Below are 21,558 nucleotides of genomic sequence, written 5' to 3' on the forward strand. Positions count from 1 at the left end.
CACGGCTGAGGTCCTGGGGAATCGAGAGGGACCCTACGAGAGTACGAGGGTCCCCACGCGAGCGGGCGTACCGGGCGCGGTGCCGTTCACCGCACCTCGATGAACGCCTCCACCTCCCGCGCCGCCCGGGCCCGGGGCTCTTCCGCCGCATGCCCGACCGCCACCGCCCCCATGGGATCCCACTCCCTCGGCAGCCCCAGCACCTCCCGCACCACGTCCCGGCAGAACATCGTCGACGACACCCACGCCGACCCCAGCCGCTCCCCGGCCAGCGCGACCAGGAAGTTCTGCACCCCGGCCCCGGCCGCGACGACGAACATCTCCCGCTCGGCCCCGTCCCGCCGCGGGTCCCCGTACGTGTGCGACCCGTCCATCACCAGGCACGGAACCACCAGGTACGGCGCGTGCCGCAGCACGTCGCCCCGCCGTGTCCGCTTGGCGATCGACTCCTCGGACTTCCCGTCCCGCCGCAGATCCGCGACCCACGCGTCCCGCATCGCGTCCAGCAACCGCGTGCGCGCCCGCGCCGACTCCAGCAGCACGAACCGCCACGGCGTCGTGTGATGCGGCGCCGGCGCCGTCACCGCCGCGGCTACCGCCCGCCGTACCGCCCCGGGGTCCACCGGCTCGTCGGTGAAGGACCGCACGGTCCGCCGCTGTGTCACCGCCAGCCGCACCGCCTCCGACGTCCCGAGCCGGAACATGTCGTCCCGCGCCCCCCGCACCAGCGCCCGCGCCCCGTCGCCGGCCTCGTCGGCCACGACATGGGGCAGCCCCCGCACCACGGCCACGGGCAGCCCGGCCGCCTTGCCCTTGACCAGATCGCCGGCCGCCGCCAGCTCGTCCGCCGTCGCGACGACCGTCGCGCTCAGCGGATTGCCGTGCGCGTCCGTGCCCCCGCGCAGATCGTCCAGCACCCGCACCCCGGCGGCGCCGATCGCCACGTCCGTGAGGCCCGCGCGCCAGGGCCGCCCGAAGGTGTCGGTGACCACGACACCGACGTCGACACCGAGCGCGTCCCGCAGCCCGTCCCGGATCGCCCGCGCGGACGCGTCCGGATCCTCGGGCAGCAACAGCACCGTCCCCGCGGGGGTGTTGGAGGCGTCGACGCCCGCCGCGGCCATGATCAGCCCCTGCCGGTTCTCGACGATCCGCAGCGCCCCGCGCCGCGCCACGACCCGTACGGTCTCGGCGTCGATCGCGGCCTCCCGGTCGTCCGCCCGTACGACGCGCCCCTCGGCCTTGGACACGATCTTCGACGTCACCAGCAGCACGTCCCCGTCGGCCAGCCCCGGCTCGGCGGCGGCTATCAGCTTGGCGAGGTCGTCCCCGGCCTGCACCTCGGGCAGCCCGGCCACGGCCCAGACCCGGTACCCCCTCCCGGCCGACCCGCTCACGCCGTCCGCACCTCCTCCGCCAGGGTCAGCGCCTCCCGGGCCATCCGCGCGGTCGCGTCGGGATCGCTCATGATCAGGGGGACGGCCCGGCAGCGGATGCCGGCCGCCTCGATCCGCTCCACGGACGCCGCGTCCACGCTGTCCACGAGCCAGCCGTCGAGCAGCCCGGAGCCGTAGTGCTCGGCGACCGCCGCGGCCGTCGACTCCACGCCGACCGCCGCGAGCACCTTGTCGGCCATGCCCCGCACGGGCGCGTCCCCGACGATGGGGGACAGGCCCACCACCGGCACCCCGGCCTCGGCGATCGCCTCGCGGATGCCGGGCACCGCGAGGATCGTGCCGATGGAGACGACCGGGTTCGAAGGCGGGAACAGCACCACGTCCGCCGCGGCGATCGCCTCGAGCACGCCGGGCGCCGGCTTCGCCTGCTCGGCCCCGACCGGCACGACGGCCTCCGCCGGTACCGATGCCCGCAGCCGCACCCAGTACTCCTGGAAGTGGATCACCTTGCGCTCCCCGGAGCCGGCGGCCGAGCCGCTGTCGGGCAGTGTGACGGCCACATGGGTCTCGACCCGGTCGTCCGTCATCGGGATCAGCCGCACGCCGGGCTTCCACCGGTCGCACAGCGCCTCGGTGACCGCGCTCAGCGGATACCCGGCGGCGATCATCTGCGTCCGCACGATGTGTGTGGCGAAGTCACGGTCACCCAGCCCGAACCACTCGGGCCCCACGCCGTACGCGGCGAGCTCCTCCTTCAGGTGGAAGGTCTCGTCGGCCCGCCCCCAGCCCTGCTCCTCGTTGATGCCGCCGCCCAGCGTGTACATCACGGTGTCGAGGTCCGGGCAGACCTTCAGCCCGAAGAGATGGATGTCGTCGCCGGTGTTGCCGATGACCGTGATGTCCGCGTCCGGCACGGCCCGCTTCAGACCACGCAGGAACCGGGCACCGCCGATGCCGCCTGCCAGAACCACAATGCGCATGGGAGCCAGTCTCGCAGGCTGCCCTGACAACCCGCCGGGCGGTTGTGGACAACCGCCCGCCCGTGGACAACCCGGCCACCCGGTACGAGGCAGGCCCCGCACCCTCTAGGCGGTGACGGCGTCCACCTCGTCGTACGTGTCGCGGGCCGTGCAGGCGAGGACGGGTTCCCCGGCCGGGAGGAGCCGGGACGGGGAGCGCATCGGCATCTCGGTCAGGCCGGGGAAGTAGACGTGCAGGCTCACCGCCGGTTCCAGCGCGTCGTTGACCACCTCGTGCACGTACCCCGGGGCGAACACCCGCTGCGCGCCCGCCCCCAGCACTCGGTTGCCCCGCTCCGTGCGCTCGGTCAGCTCGCCGTCCAGAACGGTCAGCACACCGCTGGAGGGGCCGTGGTCGTGGAGTCCGCTGCCCTGTCCGGGCACCCAGGACAGCAGCCACACCTCGTAGCCCGGGCCGGTGCGCAGCCGGTGGTACCAGCGGGTCGTCGCGTCGTAGCGGACCAGGTGCTCCCACTGGGCGCGGTCGGCGGCGACGGAGCGGGCCAGGCCGACGAACTCGGCCACGGTGGCCGGGTGCTCCCGGGGGGCCTGGAGGAGGTGGGGGACTTCGAGGATGTCGCCCGCGATCTGCAGGTCGCTGTCGCTGTTCATGGGATGGGGTGTTCCTCGCGGAAGGGGTGGGGGTGGCTGGGTGTCACGGACCGTCCGCCCGGATCACGGACGGGACAGGGGCGCCCTGGTACGGGCGGAGGGAAACGGCAGCCGAGTCGCGGTGGACTCAGGAGGGGCAGCCGGAGCGCGTTGGGCTCAACAGCTGGAACAGCGACAACAGCTACAGCGAGCGCGGGCAGCACCGTGGGACCCGGCCGAGCGGGTCGAGGTGAGTGCCGAGTTCGCGAGCATGCCCACTAGGACACCGGTCCACACCTGTCAGTGTCAACTCGACGCCCGATATGTGGGACGTGGTTCACCTCAACCGGTGCATCTGCGAGGTGAAAGGTTTGTGCAGGCCGACTCCGGGACACAAGGCGCACAAGCCGGGCGCGTAAGCCGTTGTGATCCCGTGATCCGACTGTGATCCAGTTCGCTTCCGCGCACGTGTCGCAACGGGATCGAACGTCTGGGCGTCCTTCTCCGTACAAGCGCTGTGCGGGGCCCGAAGCCCTCCGGGGCTTCATCTGCCTGTCAAGGTTTATGGCGATTTGAACACTTACCGCACGGCCTTGGTTCCGCAGAGTGAATAAGGGGCCCAATAGCAGATCTCGGCTTGACTCGCCCGGAGCAGCACACTTGTAATTTCACTCGTGTCGTTCAGCCGACATCGGTAAGGGGCCATGCCGCCGACATCGGTTTACGGCCACGTACACGGGGACGCGAAAAGACAGAGCGAGGGGCGCACATGACCGAGCTGGTGCAGCAACTGCTGGTCGACGACGCGGGCGAGGAACTCGGCTGGCAGGAGCGCGCACTGTGCGCCCAGACCGACCCCGAGTCCTTCTTCCCCGAGAAGGGCGGCTCGACCCGCGAGGCCAAGAAGGTCTGTCTCGCCTGCGAGGTCCGCTCCGAATGCCTCGAGTACGCCCTCGCCAACGACGAGCGCTTCGGCATCTGGGGCGGCCTGTCCGAGCGGGAGCGCCGCAGGCTGAAGAAGGCCGCCGTCTGAAGATCGCCCGTCACGGGCGGACGAGGCTCCCAACGGCCCGTCGCAGGTGGGTTGTCCACAGGCGGCGGGCCGCCGTCGTGCCCAGCCGATAGTGTGGTCGCTCGTCCGAGACACCCCGCCGCCCCCACGCGGCGCAGGCGTCCACCACAGTCCATCGAACCGGGGCCCGTACCTCGATGTCCGTGCACAGCCACACGGCAGCCCACCACGACGCTGCCACTGCCGGGTTTGACCCGTCCCGCCCGCCCGAGTTCCCGCGTCATGTCGTCACCGCGGTCCTCGTCTCCCACGACGGTGCCCGCTGGCTGCCCGACGCGCTCGCCGGGCTGCTCGGCCAGGAGCGCCCCGTCCAGTTCGTCATGGCCGCCGACACCGGCAGCTCGGACGACTCCGCGCACCTGGTCACCGAGGCCCTCGGCGACGACCGCGTGCTGCACCTCGCCCGGCGCACCGGTTTCGGCCAGGCCGTCGAGGAGGCCAACCGCACCGCCCCCGTCCTCACCCCCGAGGAACTGCCCTACCTGAAGCGGCCGAGCGGCTGGGACCCCGTCACGCGCACGTGGCGCGACGACACCTACGACATGCCGGAGCTGCCGCACGGAGAGCCCGTCCAGTGGCTGTGGCTGCTGCACGACGACTGCGCCCCCGAACCCGACGCCCTGGCCGAACTGCTGCGCGTCGTGGACAACGAACTCGAACTGGGCCGCGACGACGTCGCCGTCGTCGGTCCCAAGCTGCGCGGCTGGTACGACCGCCGCCAGCTCCTCGAGGTCGGCGTCACCATCGCCCCCTCCGGCCGCCGCTGGACCGGCCTGGACCGCCGCGAGCAGGACCAGGGACAGCACGACCACGTCCGGCCCGTGCTGTCCGTGTCCAGCGCCGGCATGCTCGTCCGCCGCGACGTCTTCGAGGAACTCGGCGGCTTCGACCGCCGGCTCCCCCTCATGCGCGACGACGTCGACCTGTGCTGGCGCGCCACCGCCGCCGGCCACCGCGTCCTCATCGCCCCCGACGCCGTCGTACGGCACGCCGAGGCCGCCTCCCGCGAGCGCCGCACCGTCGACTGCGCGGGCCGCACCACGGCCTCCCCGCACAAGGTCGACAAGGCCGGTGCCGTCTACACCCTCCTCGTCAACAGCCCTACGGCCCTGCTGCCCTGGGTCCTGCTGCGCCTGGTCCTCGGCACCCTGCTGCGCACGCTCGCCTACCTCGTCGGCAAGGTACCCGGCCAGGCCGTCGACGAGATCCGCGGCCTGCTGGGCACCCTGCTGCGGCCCGAGCGGATCGTCGCCGGACGGCGCAGGCGCGGCAAGCCGCAGGTCGACAGGGGCGAGCTCAGGCCGCTGTTCCCGCCGCCCGGCGCGACCGTACGGGCCACCGTCGAACAGGTCGCCGGCAACCTCTTCGGCGCCTCCGACACCGAGACCCCCGGCGGCGCCGGACGGCACGGCGGCGGTCTGGAGTCCGGGCCCGGCGGCGACGACGCCGACTTCCTGGAGATCGAGCAGTTCGCCCGGCTCAAGCGCGTCGCCCGCAAGCCCGGCCCGGTGCTCTTCCTCATCCTGCTGCTCGTCTCCCTCGTCGCCTGCCGCAACCTCCTCGGCGGCGGCGCGCTCGCGGGCGGCGCCCTGCTGCCCGCCCCGGCCGACGCCTCCGAGCTGTGGTCGCGCTACCTCGACGCCTGGCATCCGGTCGGCGCGGGCGGCACCCCGTCCGCCCCGCCCTACCTCGCGATCATCGCGGCCTTCGCCACCCTGCTGTTCGGCTCGACCGGCCTCGCCCTGACCGTGCTGCTCGTCTGCTCGGTGCCCCTGGCCGGGCTCACCGCCTACTTCGCCTCCCGCCCCCTCGTCGAGTCCCGCCTCCTGCGCGCGTGGGCCGCCGTCGTCTACGCCTTCCTGCCCGCCGCCACCGGCGCCCTCGCCGGCGGCCGCGTCGGCACCGCCGTCCTGGCCGTCCTGCTGCCGCTCATGGCCCGCGCGGGCGCCGCCGCGAGCGGCCTGACCCACACCTCGGGCGCCCGCGGCAGCTGGCGTGCCACCTGGGCGTACGCCCTGCTGCTGACGATCACCACGGCGTTCACGCCGATCGTCTGGCCCCTCGCGCTCGTCCTCGGCCTCGCCGTCCTGGCCGTGCGCCGCGCCGACATCACCGCCTACGGCCTGCGCTTCCTGGCCCAGCTCGGCACACCCCTGCTGGTCCTCGCGCCCTGGTCGCTGTCCCTGCTCCCGTTCGGCTTCTTCACCCAGGCCGGACTGGACTTCGGCCCGTCCACCGCCTCCGCCCTCGACCTGCTCGCCGCCAGCCCCGGCGGCCCCGGCACCGTCGACGGGCTGATGCTCATCGGCATCGTCCTGGCCGCGCTCGCCGCCCTGCTGCGCGGCGAGCGTCAGTTCGGCATCTGGACGGCCTGGGCGGTCGCCCTGGTGGCCCTCGTCCTCGCGGTCCTGTCCAACAGCTCCACCTGGGCCGGACCCGCCACCCTCGTCTACGGCCTCGCGCTCCTGGCCGCCGCCGTCATGGGCGCCGACGGCGCACGCACGCGTGTCGCCGAGCAGAACTTCGGCTGGCGCCAGCCGGTCGCCGCCCTCATCGCCTTCGCCTCCGCCGCGGGCCCCCTGCTGCTCGCCGCCGGCTGGATGATCGGCGGCGCCGACGGCCCCCTGGAGCGCCGCGACCCCGTCCAGGTGCCCGCGTTCGTCGCCGAGGAGGCCGGCAACCGCGACCAGGCCCGCACCCTCGTCCTCGACAGCGACTCCGCCGCCCACGTCGGCTACATGCTGGTCCGCGGCTCCGGCGCCCGCCTCGGCGACGCCGAACTCGCCACGGCCGACGGCGAGGACAAGCAGCTCGGCAAGGTCGTCGCCAACCTCGTCGCCGGCTCCGGCGCCGACCAGGCCGACCAGCTCGGCAAGTTCGCCGTGGGCTACGTCCTCGTCCACAAGGGCGCGCCCCGCGAGGTCACCCGCGTCCTGGACGCCACACCCGGCCTGAAGCGGCTCAGCCAGCAGAACGGCGGCGCCCTGTGGCGGGTCGACCAGGAGGTCTCCCGCGCGGCGATCGTCACCGAGTCCGGCAAGGGCACCACCACCCCGGTCGCCGCGGGTCCGGTCGACATCCACACCACGATCCCGGCCGGCTCCGGCGGCCGCGTCCTGCGCCTGGCCGACAGCGCCGCCGACGGCTGGACCGCCACCCTGGACGGCAGGCCGCTCACCCGCACCACCGTCGACGGCTGGGCCCAGGGCTTCGAACTGCCCGCCTCCGGCGGGAAGCTGGACGTCACCTACGACGACCCCTTCACCCACACCGTCTGGCTGTGGACGCAGGGCTTCCTCGCTCTCGTCCTCGTCGTCCTCGCCCTGCCCGGCCGCCGCCGGGACGTCGACGACGACCTCCCCGAGGAGCAGCCCGTCCCCGCCCAGGCCGTCGACGGCGAGGGCCGCCGCGCCCGCCGTCTGCGCGCCCAGGCCGAGGAGGCGGAGGAATCCGCGCCCCAGGACGACGCCCTCCCCTCTCCTCCGCAGGAGGAGACCGCGGCGCAGACCCCGGTCGCGGTCCCGCAGCAGCAGCCCTACGGCGAATGGGACCAGTCCGGCTACCAGGGCGCCGAGTACGGCGGTTACCCCGGCGAGCAGTACCAGGGCGCCCAGCAGTACCCCGCCGGCAGCTACGACCAGCAGTCCTACGACCCCTACCAGGCCGGCCAGTACGACCCCTACACCTACGACGGCCAGGGCGGGCAGACGCCGTACGAGCAGACGTACGGCTATGACCAGGGCTACGGCGACCAGGGCTACGGCGACCAGGGCTACGACCCCGCCTACGACCCGGCGCGGCAGAACCCCCACGGCACCGGCAGCGAGCGTCCCGACGGGAGCCAGCAGTGAACCGCACCACCCTGTCCCTGATCGCCGGCACGGCCGCGCTCGCCGCCGTCACCGGGTTCGCCACGCTCACCGAGCCCGCGGCCTCCGGCTCCGACGACCCGGCCAAGGCGGCCGCCGTGCTGCCCGTGGAGCGCGCGAGCCTGCTCTGCCCGCCGCCCAGCACCTCCGACATCGCCGAGACGACGTACACGTCCTTCACGCCCGTCACCAAGGGCACGGGCAGCGACGGCACGGCCGAACTCGTCGCCGCGACCGAGGAGTCGGCGGACGCCGACGCGAGCGCCGGGGACAAGAAGAAGACCGGGAAGACCGGGAAGACGGAGAAGCCCGTCGTGAGCCCGAAGACGCCCGGCACCCCCGTCACCGGGGACGCCTCCGGCGGCGAGTCGCCCGCGCTCGTGGGCACCGCCGAGGGGAAGTTCGCGCCCGGCTGGACGGTCCAGGAGACCACCAAGGTCGCCGCGGGCAGCGGCCGCGGCCTGCAGGGCGTCACCTGCACCCCGGCGGACACGGAGTTCTGGTTCCCGGGCGTCAGCACCGCCGCCGACCGCACCGACTACGTCCATCTCACCAACCCGGACGACTCCGCCGCCGTCGCCGACATCGAGCTCTACGGCAAGGACGGCGCCCTGCGGACCACGGTGGGGGAGGGCATCACGGTCGCGCCGCACTCCAGCGAGCCGATCCTGCTGTCCACGCTCACCGACGAGAAGCAGGAGGACCTCACCGTCCACGTCAACATCCGCAGCGGCCGGGCCGGCGCCTCGGTACAGGCCCTGGACGACAAGCTCGGCGGTGACTGGCTGCCCGCCTCCACCGACCCGGCGCCCAGCCTGGTCGTCCCCGGCATCCCCAAGGACGCCACGGCCGTCCGCCTGATCGCCTACGCCCCCGGCGACGCCGACGCCGACCTGAAGGTCCAACTCGCCTCCCCGACCGGCCTGATCACCCCGGCCGGACACGAGACGCTGCACGTCAAGGGCGGCATGACGACCGCCGTCGACCTCGGCGACGTCACCCGCGGCGAGGCGGGCTCGCTGGTCCTGACGCCGACGGACCAGTCGGTGCCGGTCGTCGCGGCCGTACGGGTCCTGCGCGGCAAGGGCGACGACCAGGAGTCGGCGTTCATCCCGGCGTCCGCGCCGGTCGGCACGCGCGCGTCCGCCGCCGACAACACCGCCAAGGGCTCCACCCTCTCCCTGACCGCGCCGAAGGGCACCGCCAAGGTGAAGGTCACCGCGTCCGCGGGCAGCGAGGGAGGAACGCCCGCGTCCAGGACGTACACGATCAAATCCGGTACGACGCAGGAGGTCGAACTCCCCGTCCCGGCAGGCCTGAAGGGCACCTTCGCCCTGACGGTGGAACCCCTCACGGACACCCCGGTGTACGCCGCCCGCACCCTGACGGCGAGCAAGGAGGACGTCCCGGGCTTCACCGTCCAGACCCTGCCGGACGACCGGGGCACGGTCGAGGTCCCGGAGGCGGACGAGGACGTGGCGGTCCTGCAGAAGTAGCCCCGCGAGGGTCACCCCGGGGAGACGGTGTCAGTCCTCGCCGTAGCGCGGATCCACCGTCTCCGGGGTCAGACCCAGCAGCTCCGCCACCTGTTCCACGACGACCTCGTGCACCAGCGCGGCCCGTTCGTCGCGCCCCTTGGTGCGGATCTCCACCGGCCGCCGGTAGACGACCACCCGCGCCCGCCGTCCCTCGCGCGCGGGAACCGTCCCGCCGAGGGGCACCGCCTCGTCGTTCCACGGCTCACCGGCCGCGGCCGGGCGCGGCACCTCGAGCACCATGAAGTCGATCTCGGCGAGCTGCGGCCAGCGCCGCTCCAGCCGTTCCACGGAGTCCTGCACCAGATCGGCGAACACCTCGGCGCGGCTCGCGGCCAACGGCACCTGCGGAGGCGCGATCGGTCCCCGCATGCCCCGGCCGTGGCGGTCGCGGCGGCGGGGCCCGGGGCCTGCGGCACGGGGCGGTACGGGGCTGTCCATCACCACCGAAGCGTAGACCCCGCCGCGACCGGCCGTCCGACCCCACGCGGCATCCCGGCCGCCCCGCCCCCCATGTCGCAGGATGACCATTCCAGCCAAGGTTGGGCTCGATTCCGTATCTCTCCGAGACCGGTGATCTCATGGCAATTGCTCCTGTTTGTACCGGCCCGTGACCACGAGGCTTCGTCTTCTTGCCGCGAATGACTGGTGTTCGTGCAGGTCAGCGAGGTATGACTGGAGAGGCCCGTGGGGCGTTTCACAACACGACACGGTGGAGTGACCTGGTGGAGAGTCGTCGCGGCCCGCTCAAGAGTGCGGTACCGTCCAACGTCGTGAGCCCTGTACGTCGCTGTTCGCGAACCGCCTGCGGCCGACCCGCCGTCGCGACGCTGACGTACGTCTACGCCGATTCGACCGCGGTCCTCGGCCCGCTCGCCACCTACGCCGAACCCCACTGCTACGACCTGTGCGCCGAACACTCCGAGCGCCTCACCGCCCCGCGCGGCTGGGAGGTCGTCCGGCTCCTGGACGGTTCGGCTCCGGCACGGCCCAGCGGCGACGATCTGGAAGCGCTCGCCAACGCCGTCCGTGAGGCGGCCCGCCCGCAGGAACGCGCGGCGCAGGCCGGTGGCGGCGGTCGTGCCGCGGACCCCATGGAAGTCGCCCGCCGCGGCCACCTGCGGGTCCTGCGCTCGCCGGACAACTGAGCCCCGCACCTCCGGCGCGAGCGGCGTCCTCCGCCGCGAGCAGCCCCCGCTGCCCGCCCCCGCCGAGCGCGCTGCTCCCGTGACCCGGAATCCGGCCCCGAGGCCGCCAGGACCCCGTCCTGGCGTGTCTCCGGTTAGCGCGCAAGGCTGCTTCTGCGGGCCCACCGGGCCGACTCACAGCAGGCGGTGAGCCGTTCCGGGTAGTTTGTGGCGACTGAACAGGACTTTGAGGAAGGTTGGCCCGTGGCTGCTGATCTGTCGCAGATCGTGAAGGCGTACGACGTACGCGGGGTGGTCCCGGACCAGTGGGACGAGTCCCTCGCCGAACTGTTCGGAGCGGCCTTCGCCCAGGTGACCGATGCCGAGGCGATCGTCGTCGGCCACGACATGCGCCCCTCCTCACCCGGCCTGAGCGGCGCCTTCGCGCGCGGGGCGGCGGCCCTCGGCGTGCACGTCACCCTGATCGGACTGTGCTCCACGGACCAGCTCTACTACGCGTCGGGCGCCCTGAACCTGCCCGGCGCGATGTTCACCGCCTCGCACAACCCGGCGCAGTACAACGGCATCAAGCTGTGCCGCGCCGGCGCCGCCCCGGTCGGCCAGGACACCGGCCTGGCCGAGATCCGCGCCCTGGTGGAGCGCTGGTCGGAGTCAGGCGGCCCCGAGCCCGCGGCCGTGCCGGGAACCGTCACCCGGACCGACACGTTGAAGGACTACGCGGCGCACCTGCGCGCACTCGTCGACCTGACCTCCATCCGCCCCCTGAAGGTCGTGGTCGACGCGGGCAACGGCATGGGCGGCCACACCGTCCCCACGGTGTTCGAAGGCCTGCCGCTGACCGTCGTCCCGATGTACTTCGAACTGGACGGCACCTTCCCCCACCACGAGGCCAACCCCCTCGATCCCGCGAACATCGTGGACCTCCAACAACGCGTCCGCGAGGAGTCGGCCGACCTCGGCCTCGCCTTCGACGGCGACGCCGACCGCTGCTTCGTGGTCGACGAACAGGGCTTTCCGGTCTCCCCGTCCGCGATCACGGCCCTGGTCGCCGCCCGCGAACTGGCCCGGAACGGCGGCGAGGGCACGATCATCCACAACCTGATCACCTCCCGGACCGTCGCCGAAGTGGTGAGGGAGAACGGCGGCACGCCCGTCCGCACCCGCGTCGGCCACTCCTTCATCAAGGCGGAGATGGCCCGCTCCGGCGCGATCTTCGGCGGCGAACACTCCGCCCACTACTACTTCAAGGACTTCTGGTACGCCGACACCGGCATGCTGGCCGCCCTGCACGTCCTGGCGGCCCTGGGCGGCCAGGAGACCCCCCTCTCCTCCCTCGTCTCCGTGTACGACCGCTACACCGGCTCCGGCGAGATCAACTCCACGGTCACCGACCAGGCGGACCGCGTCGCCGCGATCAAGGCGGCGTACGCCCACCGCCCCGACGTCACCTTCGACGAACTCGACGGCCTCACCGTCTCCTCCGCCGACTGGTGGTTCAACGTCCGCCCCTCCAACACCGAACCCCTCCTCCGCCTCAACGCGGAAGCCCGCGACGAACCCACGATGGCCAAGATCAGGGACGAGGCACTGGCCATCATCCGAGCGTGAACGCTCCGGCGGGCCGAAGTCCTTGGAGACGGCATCGGGCAAGGGCGGGTGGGGGCGACGCCCCCTACCCGCACCCCACCGCACCGCCCGCCGCCCCACCCCCACCAGCGGTACGCTGACCAGGCACATCCACCCACCCCACAGACCACCCGAAGGGACACCCCATGCCGCTCGAAGCCGGCCTCCTGGAGATCCTCGCCTGCCCGGCCTGCCACGCTCCGCTCAAGGAGCAGGACTCCGAGCTGATCTGCACGGGCCAGGACTGCGGTCTGGCGTACCCGGTCCGTGACGGCATCCCCGTCCTCCTCGTCGACGAGGCCCGCCGCCCCGCGTAACCGCGCCCGCGCGACCGGGGAGCGGCAGGACGGGAAGGCCTCAGCCGCACCGGGCCCGGGAACCGGCGCCAGGCGCCGCAAGCCCCGACGCACCGGACACCGGCCGCCGGACCCGGCCCTGCCCTCACCCCTCCACCACCCGACGACCCCCGGCGATCGGAGACCCCCGCCATGCTCGACGACTCGCTGCTCGACACGCCGGAGGCCCTCGCCGAGGCCGACAGCCGTGCCCTCCTGCGCGGCGCGGCCGAAGCCGGCGCCCGCGTCCGCACCGCCGCCCGCCACGCCGCCGAAGCCGGCGTCAACGACCTCAAACCGGACGGCCGCCCCCGCGCCATCCTCATCGCGGGCCCCGGCGCCGCCGCCACCTGCGTCGCCGACCTCCTCGGCACCCTCGCCGGCGCCGCCTGCCCGGTCATCCGCCTCGCCCCCACCGGCGTAGCCCCCGCCGCGGGCGCCCTGCGCTGGGAACTCCCCGGCTGGACCGGCTCCGCGGACCTCCTCCTCATCGCCACCCCCGACGGCACCGAACCCGGCCTCAGCCTCCTCGCCGAGCAGGCCTACCGCCGAGGCTGCACCGTCGCCGCCGTGGCCCCCGCCCGCACGCCCCTCGCCGAGGCCACCGACGCCGCGCACGGCCTCTTCGTACCGATGGCGACCGCCCCGTACGAACACGACGAGCAGCCGCCCGTCGCCGCCTCCGCCCCCGGCGTCCTGTGGGCCCTGTTCACCCCCCTGCTCGCCCTCCTCGACCGCGTCGCCCTGCTCTCCGCCCCGGCCGACGCGCTCGAAAAGGTCGCCGACCGCCTCGACCGCGTCGCCGAACGCTGCGGCCCCGCCATCGCCACCTACAGCAACCCGGCGAAGACCCTGGCCGCCGAACTCGCCGACGCCCTCCCGGTCATCTGGACCGAAGGCACCTCCGCCGGCCCCGCGGGCCGCCGTTTCGCCGCAGCCCTCGCCGAACTCGCCGGCCGCCCCGCCCTGGTCGCCGAACTCCCCGAGGCCCTCGCCGAACACAGCACCCTCCTCGCCGGCCCCCTCGCCGCGAGCGCCGACCCGGACGACTTCTTCCGCGACCGCGTCGAGGAATCCCCCGCACTGCACGCGCGCGTAGTGCTCCTGCGCGACCGCCCGATCGGCGGCCTCACCGCCGCCCCGGCCGCCCGCGACCTGGCCCTCAGCCACGACACGCCGATCAGCGAACTCGAACCGGACGACGGCGACGAACTCGTCACCCTCGCCGAACTGATCGCCATCACGGATTTCGCCGCCGTTTACCTGGCGCTCGCCTCGCAGGCCTGATGTAAGCCCACACGGGCGCGACGCCCGGGCCCGCGCCACAGCCCGACGACACAGCCAGCCGGCCGGACAGACAGGCAGAGAACCCGATGGACCGCCTCGACAACACCATCCGCCCCTACGCCTGGGGTTCCCCCACCGCTATCCCGCACCTGCTCGGCACCGAGCCGACCGGCGAACCCCAGGCGGAGATGTGGATGGGCGCCCACCCGGGCGCACCCTCACGCACCGAGCGCGGCACACTCGCCGCCGTGATCGACGCCGATCCGCAGCGTGAACTGGGCGAACGCACCGTGGCCAGGTTCGGCCCCCGCCTCCCCTTCCTCCTCAAGCTCCTCGCCGCCGGCGCCCCCCTGTCCCTCCAGGTCCACCCCGACCTTGCCCAGGCCAGGAAGGGCTACGAGGACGAAGAACGCCGCGGCATCCCCGTCGACGCCCCGCACCGCAACTACAAGGACGCCAACCACAAGCCCGAACTCATCTGCGCCCTCACCGAGTTCGACGGCCTGTGCGGCTTCCGGCAGCCCCTCCGGGCCGCCGCCCTCCTCGACGGCCTCGGCGTCGACTCCCTCAAGCCGTACGTGGACCTCCTGCACGCCCACCCCGAGGAAGCGGCCCTGCGCGAGGTCCTCACCGCGGTCCTCACCGCCGACCCCGAGGACATGACCCACACGGTCACGGCCGCGGCAGCCGCCTGCGACCGCCTCGGCGGCGACTACGCCCCCTACGCCGGCATCGCCCACCACTACCCCGGCGACCCCGGCGTCATCGCCGCCATGCTCCTCAACCACGTCCGGCTCCAGCCCGGCGAGGCGCTCTTCCTCGGCGCCGGCATCCCGCACGCCTACCTCAGCGGCCTCGGCGTCGAGATCATGGCCAACTCCGACAACGTCCTGCGCTGCGGCCTCACCCCCAAGCACGTCGACGTCCCCGAACTCCTGCGCGTCGTCCGCTTCGAACCCGGCGACCCGGGCATCCTGCGCCCGGAGGCCTCGCCCGACGGCGAAGAGGTCTACGAGACCCCCATCGACGAGTTCCGCCTGTCCCGTTACGTCCTCCCGGAGGGCGGCACCGTCCACGACCTCACCAGCCGGACCCCGCAGATCCTGCTCTGCACGGCGGGCACGGTACGGGCCGGGGAGCACGAACTGGCACCCGGCCGGTCGGTCTTCGTCCCGGCCGGCGACAAGGCCGAACTGTCCGGCGCCGGCACGGTCTTCCGCGCCACTGTGATTGTCTGACCGCGCTTGTGGATACCTGACGAGCCGCCGCCGGAGCGGGCTGCAAGAATGACCCACCGGCAAAGGACGGGCAAAAGCCTGGACGGCGACCCACACGTACGAAGGCGAAGGGACAACGCGAACACATGAGCGCGTCAGGCGGCACCAGGGCGATCGTGGCGGCACTCGGCGCCAACCTCGCCATCGCGGCATCGAAGTTCGTGGCATTCGCGTTCAGCGGCTCGTCATCGATGCTCGCAGAAGGCGTGCACTCCCTCGCCGACTCCGGCAACCAGGCCCTCCTGCTCGTCGGCGGCAAGAAGGCCCAGCGCGAGGCCACCCCCCAGCACCCCTTCGGCTACGGCCGCGAGCGCTACATCTACGCCTTCCTCGTCTCCATCGTCCTCTTCTCGGTCGGCGGCATGTTCGCCATCTACGAGGGCTACGAGAAGATCAAGCACCCGCACGAGCTGGAGCACTGGTACTGGCCGGTCGGCGTCCTCTTCTTCGCGATCATCGCCGAGGGCTTCTCCTTCCGCACCGCCATCAAGGAGTCCAACGAACTGCGCGGCACACTCTCCTGGTCGCAGTTCGTCCGCCGCGCCAAGGCACCCGAACTCCCCGTCGTCCTCCTCGAGGACTTCGGCGCCCTCATCGGCCTGATCCTCGCCCTCGGCGGCGTCGGCCTCGCCATCCTCACCGGCAACGGCGTCTGGGACGGCATCGGCACCGTCCTCATCGGTGTCCTCCTCGTCCTCATCGCCCTCGTCCTCGCCGCCGAGACCAAGTCCCTCCTCCTCGGCGAGTCCGCCGGCCTCGAAGAGGTCAAGAAGATCGAGACCGCCATCGTCGACGGCGACACCGTCACCGGCATCATCCACATGCGCACCCTCCACCTCGGCCCCGAGGAACTCCTCGTCGCCGCCAAGATCGCCGTCCAGCACGACGACACCGCCGCCGAGATCGCCACCGCCATCGACGCCGCCGAGGCCCGCATCCGCGAAGCCGTCCCCATCGCCCGCGTCATCTACCTCGAGCCCGACATCTACAACGAGACCGAGGCCGCCAAGGGCCCCGACCCCGCGGCCACCCCCGGCGGCCCCGCCCCGCACCCCGCCGACCACTGACCCTCCCCGCACCGCCGACAGGGCCCGCCGCACCACCGGCGGGCCCTTCCGCCTTCCCCCTCACCGTCCGTGATCGGCGCGAACTGTTCGCAGACGGACTGGGGCAGCCCGCCGCCTCCGGTGTAGCTTGGAACGGAGCCAGACGTCGCTGCTGATGGCGGTCGGGCGGTCCCCCTGCGGACCGGCCGAGGGAGAGAGGGCCTCCGACGGACTGCGCTGCGCGCACGCGGGCATGCCTGTGTCCCCTGACGGGCACCCCTGTGTCCGCCGCCGCGCAGACAGCCGTACCCACACCTCGACCCAACCCCCGAGGAGCAGCTCACCATGACGACTGTCGACAACCGACAGGACTTCAAGGTCGCCGACCTCTCCCTGGCCGAGTTCGGCCGCAAGGAGATCACCCTCGCCGAGCACGAGATGCCCGGCCTCATGGCCATCCGCAAGGAGTACGCCGAGGCCCAGCCCCTCGCCGGCGCCCGCGTCACCGGCTCCCTGCACATGACCGTGCAGACCGCCGTCCTCATCGAGACCCTGGTCGCTCTCGGCGCCCAGGTCCGCTGGGCCTCCTGCAACATCTTCTCCACCCAGGACCACGCGGCCGCCGCCATCGCCGTCGGCCCCCACGGCACCGCGGACAACCCCCAGGGCGTCCCGGTCTTCGCCTGGAAGGGCGAGACCCTGGAGGAGTACTGGTGGTGCACCGAGCAGGCCCTCACCTGGCCGGACAGCCCCACCGGCGGCCCCAACATGATCCTCGACGACGGCGGTGACGCCACCCTCCTCGTCCACAAGGGCGTCGAGTACGAGAAGGCCGGCAAGGTCCCCTCCGTCGACACCGCCGAGAACGAGGAACACCGCGTCATCCTCGAACTCCTCAACCGCACCATCACCGAGGGCTCCCAGAAGTGGACCCAGCTCGCCTCGGAGATCCGCGGCGTCACCGAGGAGACCACCACCGGCGTCCACCGCCTGTACGAGATGCAGCGCGACGGCGCCCTGCTCTTCCCGGCGATCAACGTCAACGACGCCGTCACCAAGTCGAAGTTCGACAACAAGTACGGCTGCCGCCACTCCCTCATCGACGGCATCAACCGCGCCACCGACGTCCTCATCGGCGGCAAGACCGCCGTCGTCTGCGGCTACGGCGACGTCGGCAAGGGCTGCGCCGAATCCCTGCGCGGCCAGGGCGCCCGCGTCATCGTCACCGAGATCGACCCCATCTGCGCCCTCCAGGCCGCGATGGACGGCTACCAGGTCACGACCCTCGACGAGGTCATCGACAAGGCCGACATCTTCATCACCACGACCGGCAACAAGGACATCATCATGGCCTCCGACATGGCCAAGATGAAGCACCAGGCCATCGTCGGCAACATCGGCCACTTCGACAACGAGATCGACATGGCCGGCCTCGCCAAGATCCCCGGCATCGTCAAGGACGAGGTCAAGCCGCAGGTCCACACCTGGACCTTCCCCGACGGCAAGGTGATCATCGTCCTGTCCGAGGGCCGCCTGCTGAACCTCGGCAACGCCACCGGCCACCCGTCGTTCGTGATGTCCAACTCCTTCGCGGACCAGACCCTGGCCCAGATCGAGCTGTTCACCAAGCCCGACGAGTACCCGATCGGCGTCTACACGCTGCCCAAGCACCTGGACGAGAAGGTCGCCCGCCTCCACCTGGACTCGCTCGGCGTCAAGCTGACGACGCTCCGCCCGGAGCAGGCCGCCTACATCGGCGTCGAGGTCGAGGGCCCGTACAAGCCGGACCACTACCGCTACTGAACCGACCGCGAGCTCCCGAGCCCGCAGCCGCCTCGGTAAGCAGCAACACCTCAGAGACAGGCCCCCGCACCCCCGTGCCGGGGGCCTGCCCCTTCGGCCCCCCGGCCGGACCGCCGCGGCGCCCCGACCAGCCCGTCACCCCCCAGGACCCCCATGCCCCGCGGCCGATATTCGCTCCACGATCCGCACGACCACACCCCCCTCGCACACGAGCACTTCCACTGCGCCCCCGGCCCCTCCGGCTGGCGCTACGTCTCCCAGCTCACCACCCCCACCGGCGATCACACCGGATCCGTCGACCTCACCCTCGACGACCTCGGCCGGCCCATCCGACTCGAACTCCACGCGAGCAGCTGGCAGGTCCGCGGCGCAGCCCTGGACGGCGTCACCTGGGTCCGCACCGACCCCACCGGCACCCACGCCACCGAAGGCAACGCCCCCGCCCACGCCTTCACCGGCACCTCCCCCGCGTTCCTCGTCGCCACCACCCGCCTCCTGCGCCTCACCCCCTCCTCCGCGGCCACCCGCGTACGCCTCGTCGCCTTCACCGACCCCGTCCTCGCCCCACGCACCGTCGACCAGTCCTGGGCCCTGGTGAACAGAGAAACACACCCCACTGACAACGCCCCCCTGACCGTGGACGAATACCAGGTCACAGCCCTGGACACGGGCGAACAGCACGCCGTGCACATCGCCGGCGACGTCGTCCTCGCCGCCCCGGGCATCGAACTCGAGGACCTCGAATCACCCCCGTCGACGTTCACCTGAACGCGACCCCACACCCCTACACAGGCGGCACGAACCCGGTGCCCCGGCCCTGCCCCCGACCCTCCTCCGCCCCCTCCACAGCCACCGACGGCTCACCCGCCGCCGAGGCACCGGACCCAGCCGCGGGGGCGAACGGCACAGCAGGCCCGTACGCCGAGGGGGCCCCGGACGGCGCCGGCGGCGCGAAGACACCCGCCGCCCCGGCGACCGCCCCGCCGACTGCCGCAGCCCCACCCCCACCCGGGCCGCCCGCGACAGGACCAGCCCCGAAGGCCCGCCGAGCCTCCCGCACCTGCCGCTCCTGCACCACCGCCGCCAGATACGCGGCCGGCGCAACCCCCGGCGGCACCGCGACACCCGTCCGCTCCGCCAGATCACCCGCCAACCGCCCCGCCAACGCCCAGCCCACCTGCGGATCCAGCTGATTCATCCGCCCCAGGTACTGGCGGACCGCCAACCACAGCCCGTCCGGCACCGCCGACAGATCAAGCTCCTGGAACCGCCCCGCCAGCCACGGCGGCGGAGGCGGCAGGAACCCACCCCGCGCCACCGGAACCCGTTCCCGCACGACCAGAGTCCCGGCGAAGACGTCACCGAGCCGACGCCCCCGCGCCGACACGAGCGAGGCGACACACGCCACCACCCCGAACGTCAGCAGGATCTCCACCACCCCCAGCGCGCCCCGCACCAGCGCATGCCGGAACCGGATCGGCCCACCGTCGTCCCGCACCACCCGCAACCCGCACGCCATCTTCCCCAGCGACCGCCCCCGGCTGAGCGTCTCCACCGCGATCGGGCCGCCCACCAGAACCAGCAGGAACGCCGCGATCGACACCGCCATCCGCGCCGCCTCGTCCAGGGAAGCGGTAGCGAGCGTCAGCGCGACACTCACGACCACATAGACGACCAGGACCAGAAGCAGGTCCAGCAACGTGGCCAGCGCCCTGCTGGGCAGCCTCGCGGGCTGCAGCTCCAAGGCCACCGCCTCACCCGTCACCAGCTGCTCACTCACGCCCGCCGCCCCTTCCCCGCCTGCCCCTGGAACAGCCAGTCTGCCAAGCTGAGGGCACATCGCGCCGCAGTACGACAAGCTGAATCCACCACCGGCAGCCGACGAACAGCCGAGGGAGCAGGCACACCCATGGACCTCGACGTCTTCGTCTCCGCCCACCGCGCCGAATGGGACCGCCTCGACGCCCTCCTGCGCCGCCGTCGCACCCTCACCGGAGCCGAGGCGGACGAACTCGTCACCCTCTACCAGCGCACCGCCACCCATCTTTCCCTGATCCAGTCCAGCGCCCCCGACCCCCAGCTCACCGGCCGGCTCACCCCACTCGTGGCACGCGCGCGCAGCGCCGTCACCGGAACCCGCCGCGCCTCGTGGCGAGACGTCACCCGCTTCCTCACCGCCGGTTTTCCCGCCGCGGTCTACCGCGCCCGCCACTGGTGGATCCCCACCGCACTCCTCTCCACCGCCGTCGCCGCCCTCCTGGGCTGGTGGATCGGCACCCACCCGGAGGTTCAGGCGTCCATAGCGGCCCCCGACGAACTGCGCGAGCTCACGCGCCCCGGCGGCCAGTACGAGACCTACTACTCCAGCCACCCGGCCGCCGCGTTCGCCGCCCAGGTGTGGACGAACAACGCCCAGGCCGCCGCGATGTGCCTGGTCCTCGGAGTCTTCCTCGGTCTTCCGGTGCTCTGGATCCTCTTCCAGAACATGCTCAACCTCGGCATCGGCGCCGGCCTCATGTCCTCAGCGGGCCGGCTCGACACCTTCCTCGGCCTGGTCCTCCCGCACGGTCTGCTCGAACTGACTGCGGTCTTCGTCGCCGCCGGCACGGGACTCCGCCTCGGCTGGACCGTCATCGATCCCGGCCCGCGCTCCCGGCGTACGGCCCTCGCCGAAGAAGGCAGAGCCGCGATCGCCATGGCCATCGGCCTCGCCCTGGTCCTGTTCGTCTCCGGCGCCGTCGAAGGCTTCGTCACCCCTTCGGGCCTGCCCACCTCGGCCCGTATCGCCATCGGCGTCGCGGCCGAACTGGCCTTCCTCGTGTACGTGCGTGTACTCGGCGCCAGGGCCGTCCGCGCCGGCGACACGGGAGACGTCGAGGCCGCCGACCGCAGCGCCAGCGTGCCGACAGCCGCCTGATGTGCGAACGACCCCGCTGAGCTGCTAGTGTCCTCTTCGCCCCGCAAGAGCCGTTGACACGGAGCGCGCGGGGAGGTAGATTCGAACAGTTGCCTGGAACTGGGTGCTACCCGGTCGGTGACAGTGAGAACCTATCGGCGACTCGGAATGTTCATTCCGCAGAAGCCCCCTCCCGATGAATCGGAAAACGAGTGGCCGTTCAGAGCGGCCCGGAACTTCTGATAAAGTCGGAAACGCCGGAAAGGAAACCGCGAAACAAAAGCGGGAACCTGGAAAGCACCGAGGAAATCGGATCGAGAAAAGATCTGATAGAGTCGGAAACGCAAGACCGAAGGGAAGCGCCCGGAGGAAAGCCCGAGAGGGTGAGTACAAAGGAAGCGTCCGTTCCTTGAGAACTCAACAGCGTGCCAAAAATCAACGCCAGATATGTTGATACCCCGTCCCCGGCAGTGATAGCCGAGGATGAGGTTCCTTTGAAATAAACACAGCGAGGACGCTGTGAACGGTCGAGCTTATTCCGCTCGACTGTTCCGCTCTCGTGGTGTGCACCGGATTACCGGTAAACATTCACGGAGAGTTTGATCCTGGCTCAGGACGAACGCTGGCGGCGTGCTTAACACATGCAAGTCGAACGAT

17 protein-coding genes and 1 rRNA gene are annotated in these 21,558 nt (G+C 72.3%); 13 read left to right on the forward strand and 5 right to left on the reverse strand.

The features are described 5' to 3' along the window. Nucleotides 1-86: 86 nt before the first annotated feature. From ACFY30_RS10280 to ACFY30_RS10290, 3 genes are all read right to left on the reverse strand, one after another. Nucleotides 87-1,397, reverse strand: a complete 1,311-nt coding sequence (locus ACFY30_RS10280; RefSeq protein ID WP_390844699.1) for a coenzyme F420-0:L-glutamate ligase — start codon at nt 1,395-1,397, stop codon at nt 87-89. After that, complete coding sequence (cofD, locus tag ACFY30_RS10285; protein WP_390844700.1) at nt 1,394-2,377, reverse strand: 2-phospho-L-lactate transferase; 984 nt, start codon at nt 2,375-2,377, stop codon at nt 1,394-1,396. Before cofD ends, ACFY30_RS10280 begins: the two co-directional genes overlap by 4 nt. 105 nt (nt 2,378-2,482) lie before the next feature. Continuing rightward, nucleotides 2,483-3,028 carry a cysteine dioxygenase gene (locus tag ACFY30_RS10290; RefSeq protein ID WP_390844701.1) on the reverse strand — a complete coding sequence of 182 codons (546 nt, stop codon included), beginning with the start codon at nt 3,026-3,028 and terminating at the stop codon, nt 2,483-2,485. 748 nt (nt 3,029-3,776) lie between these two features. Between ACFY30_RS10290 and ACFY30_RS10295 the strand changes: the two genes are divergently transcribed. From ACFY30_RS10295 to ACFY30_RS10305, 3 genes are all read left to right on the forward strand, one after another. Then, complete coding sequence (locus ACFY30_RS10295; RefSeq protein ID WP_030792866.1) at nt 3,777-4,040, forward strand: WhiB family transcriptional regulator; 264 nt, start codon at nt 3,777-3,779, stop codon at nt 4,038-4,040. A 176-nt stretch (nt 4,041-4,216) separates the two neighbouring features. Further along, complete coding sequence (locus ACFY30_RS10300; protein WP_390844702.1) at nt 4,217-7,930, forward strand: glycosyltransferase; 3,714 nt, start codon at nt 4,217-4,219, stop codon at nt 7,928-7,930. After that, on the forward strand, nt 7,927-9,444 hold the full coding sequence (locus tag ACFY30_RS10305; protein WP_390844703.1) for a DUF5719 family protein: 1,518 nt from the start codon (nt 7,927-7,929) through the stop codon (nt 9,442-9,444). The genes ACFY30_RS10300 and ACFY30_RS10305 overlap by 4 nt, the downstream gene beginning before the upstream one ends. 30 nt (nt 9,445-9,474) lie before the next feature. Here ACFY30_RS10305 and ACFY30_RS10310 read toward each other — a convergent pair whose 3' ends face one another. Further along, complete coding sequence (locus ACFY30_RS10310; RefSeq protein WP_390844744.1) at nt 9,475-9,924, reverse strand: metallopeptidase family protein; 450 nt, start codon at nt 9,922-9,924, stop codon at nt 9,475-9,477. A 284-nt stretch (nt 9,925-10,208) separates the two neighbouring features. On the opposite strand from ACFY30_RS10310, the gene ACFY30_RS10315 reads away from it, so the two are divergent. From ACFY30_RS10315 to ACFY30_RS10350, 8 genes are all read left to right on the forward strand, one after another. Further along, nucleotides 10,209-10,631, forward strand: a complete 423-nt coding sequence (locus ACFY30_RS10315; RefSeq protein ID WP_053760356.1) for a DUF3499 domain-containing protein — start codon at nt 10,209-10,211, stop codon at nt 10,629-10,631. 243 nt (nt 10,632-10,874) lie between these two features. Next, nucleotides 10,875-12,239, forward strand: a complete 1,365-nt coding sequence (locus tag ACFY30_RS10320; RefSeq protein ID WP_390844705.1) for a phosphomannomutase/phosphoglucomutase — start codon at nt 10,875-10,877, stop codon at nt 12,237-12,239. A 164-nt stretch (nt 12,240-12,403) separates the two neighbouring features. Further along, nucleotides 12,404-12,574: a Trm112 family protein gene (locus ACFY30_RS10325; protein WP_109005418.1), complete on the forward strand. Its 171-nt coding sequence runs from the start codon at nt 12,404-12,406 to the stop codon at nt 12,572-12,574. A 171-nt stretch (nt 12,575-12,745) separates the two neighbouring features. Continuing rightward, the gene (locus ACFY30_RS10330) at nt 12,746-13,879 is read left to right on the forward strand and encodes an SIS domain-containing protein (RefSeq protein ID WP_390844706.1); all 1,134 of its coding nucleotides are present in this window, start codon (nt 12,746-12,748) and stop codon (nt 13,877-13,879) included. Nucleotides 13,880-13,965: 86 nt separating this feature from the next. Then, a complete protein-coding gene (manA, locus tag ACFY30_RS10335; RefSeq protein WP_390844707.1) occupies nt 13,966-15,117 on the forward strand; it encodes a mannose-6-phosphate isomerase, class I in 1,152 nt (383 codons plus the stop codon). A gap of 125 nt (nt 15,118-15,242) precedes the next feature. Continuing rightward, nucleotides 15,243-16,223: a cation diffusion facilitator family transporter gene (locus tag ACFY30_RS10340; protein WP_390844708.1), complete on the forward strand. Its 981-nt coding sequence runs from the start codon at nt 15,243-15,245 to the stop codon at nt 16,221-16,223. 324 nt (nt 16,224-16,547) lie between these two features. Continuing rightward, on the forward strand, nt 16,548-18,005 hold the full coding sequence (gene ahcY / locus ACFY30_RS10345; RefSeq protein WP_390844709.1) for an adenosylhomocysteinase: 1,458 nt from the start codon (nt 16,548-16,550) through the stop codon (nt 18,003-18,005). A gap of 153 nt (nt 18,006-18,158) precedes the next feature. Continuing rightward, nucleotides 18,159-18,773, forward strand: a complete 615-nt coding sequence (locus ACFY30_RS10350; protein ID WP_390844710.1) for a hypothetical protein — start codon at nt 18,159-18,161, stop codon at nt 18,771-18,773. A gap of 16 nt (nt 18,774-18,789) precedes the next feature. Here the strand turns inward: ACFY30_RS10350 and ACFY30_RS10355 are convergent, their stop codons facing one another. Then, nucleotides 18,790-19,785: an RDD family protein gene (locus tag ACFY30_RS10355; RefSeq protein WP_390844711.1), complete on the reverse strand. Its 996-nt coding sequence runs from the start codon at nt 19,783-19,785 to the stop codon at nt 18,790-18,792. Nucleotides 19,786-19,914: 129 nt separating this feature from the next. Between ACFY30_RS10355 and ACFY30_RS10360 the strand changes: the two genes are divergently transcribed. Both ACFY30_RS10360 and ACFY30_RS10365 read left to right on the forward strand, forming a co-directional pair. Beyond that, nucleotides 19,915-20,922, forward strand: coding sequence for a stage II sporulation protein M (locus ACFY30_RS10360; protein ID WP_390844712.1), 1,008 nt, complete (start codon nt 19,915-19,917; stop codon nt 20,920-20,922). Between the two features lie 566 nt (nt 20,923-21,488). Beyond that, nucleotides 21,489-21,558: ribosomal RNA gene (locus ACFY30_RS10365) — 16S ribosomal RNA — on the forward strand; the annotation flags it as partial.

It is taken from the genome of Streptomyces sp. NPDC000345 (assembly GCF_042898825.1).
In the GTDB taxonomy this organism is placed as follows: Bacteria; Actinomycetota; Actinomycetes; order Streptomycetales; family Streptomycetaceae; genus Streptomyces.

Excerpts from the sequence above, each read along its gene's own strand:
- cofD (WP_390844700.1), bottom strand. The coding sequence starts at position 2,377 with ATGCGCATTGTGGTTCTGGCAGGCGGCATCGGCGGTGCCCGGTTCCTG.
- ACFY30_RS10290 (WP_390844701.1), bottom strand. The coding sequence starts at position 3,028 with ATGAACAGCGACAGCGACCTGCAGATCGCGGGCGACATCCTCGAAGTC.
- ACFY30_RS10295 (WP_030792866.1), top strand. The coding sequence starts at position 3,777 with ATGACCGAGCTGGTGCAGCAACTGCTGGTCGACGACGCGGGCGAGGAA.
- ACFY30_RS10300 (WP_390844702.1), top strand. The coding sequence starts at position 4,217 with ATGTCCGTGCACAGCCACACGGCAGCCCACCACGACGCTGCCACTGCC.
- ACFY30_RS10310 (WP_390844744.1), bottom strand. The coding sequence starts at position 9,924 with ATGGACAGCCCCGTACCGCCCCGTGCCGCAGGCCCCGGGCCCCGCCGC.
- ACFY30_RS10325 (WP_109005418.1), top strand. The coding sequence starts at position 12,404 with ATGCCGCTCGAAGCCGGCCTCCTGGAGATCCTCGCCTGCCCGGCCTGC.
- ACFY30_RS10330 (WP_390844706.1), top strand. The coding sequence starts at position 12,746 with ATGCTCGACGACTCGCTGCTCGACACGCCGGAGGCCCTCGCCGAGGCC.
- manA (WP_390844707.1), top strand. The coding sequence starts at position 13,966 with ATGGACCGCCTCGACAACACCATCCGCCCCTACGCCTGGGGTTCCCCC.
- ACFY30_RS10340 (WP_390844708.1), top strand. The coding sequence starts at position 15,243 with ATGAGCGCGTCAGGCGGCACCAGGGCGATCGTGGCGGCACTCGGCGCC.
- ahcY (WP_390844709.1), top strand. The coding sequence starts at position 16,548 with ATGACGACTGTCGACAACCGACAGGACTTCAAGGTCGCCGACCTCTCC.
- ACFY30_RS10350 (WP_390844710.1), top strand. The coding sequence starts at position 18,159 with ATGCCCCGCGGCCGATATTCGCTCCACGATCCGCACGACCACACCCCC.
- ACFY30_RS10360 (WP_390844712.1), top strand. The coding sequence starts at position 19,915 with ATGGACCTCGACGTCTTCGTCTCCGCCCACCGCGCCGAATGGGACCGC.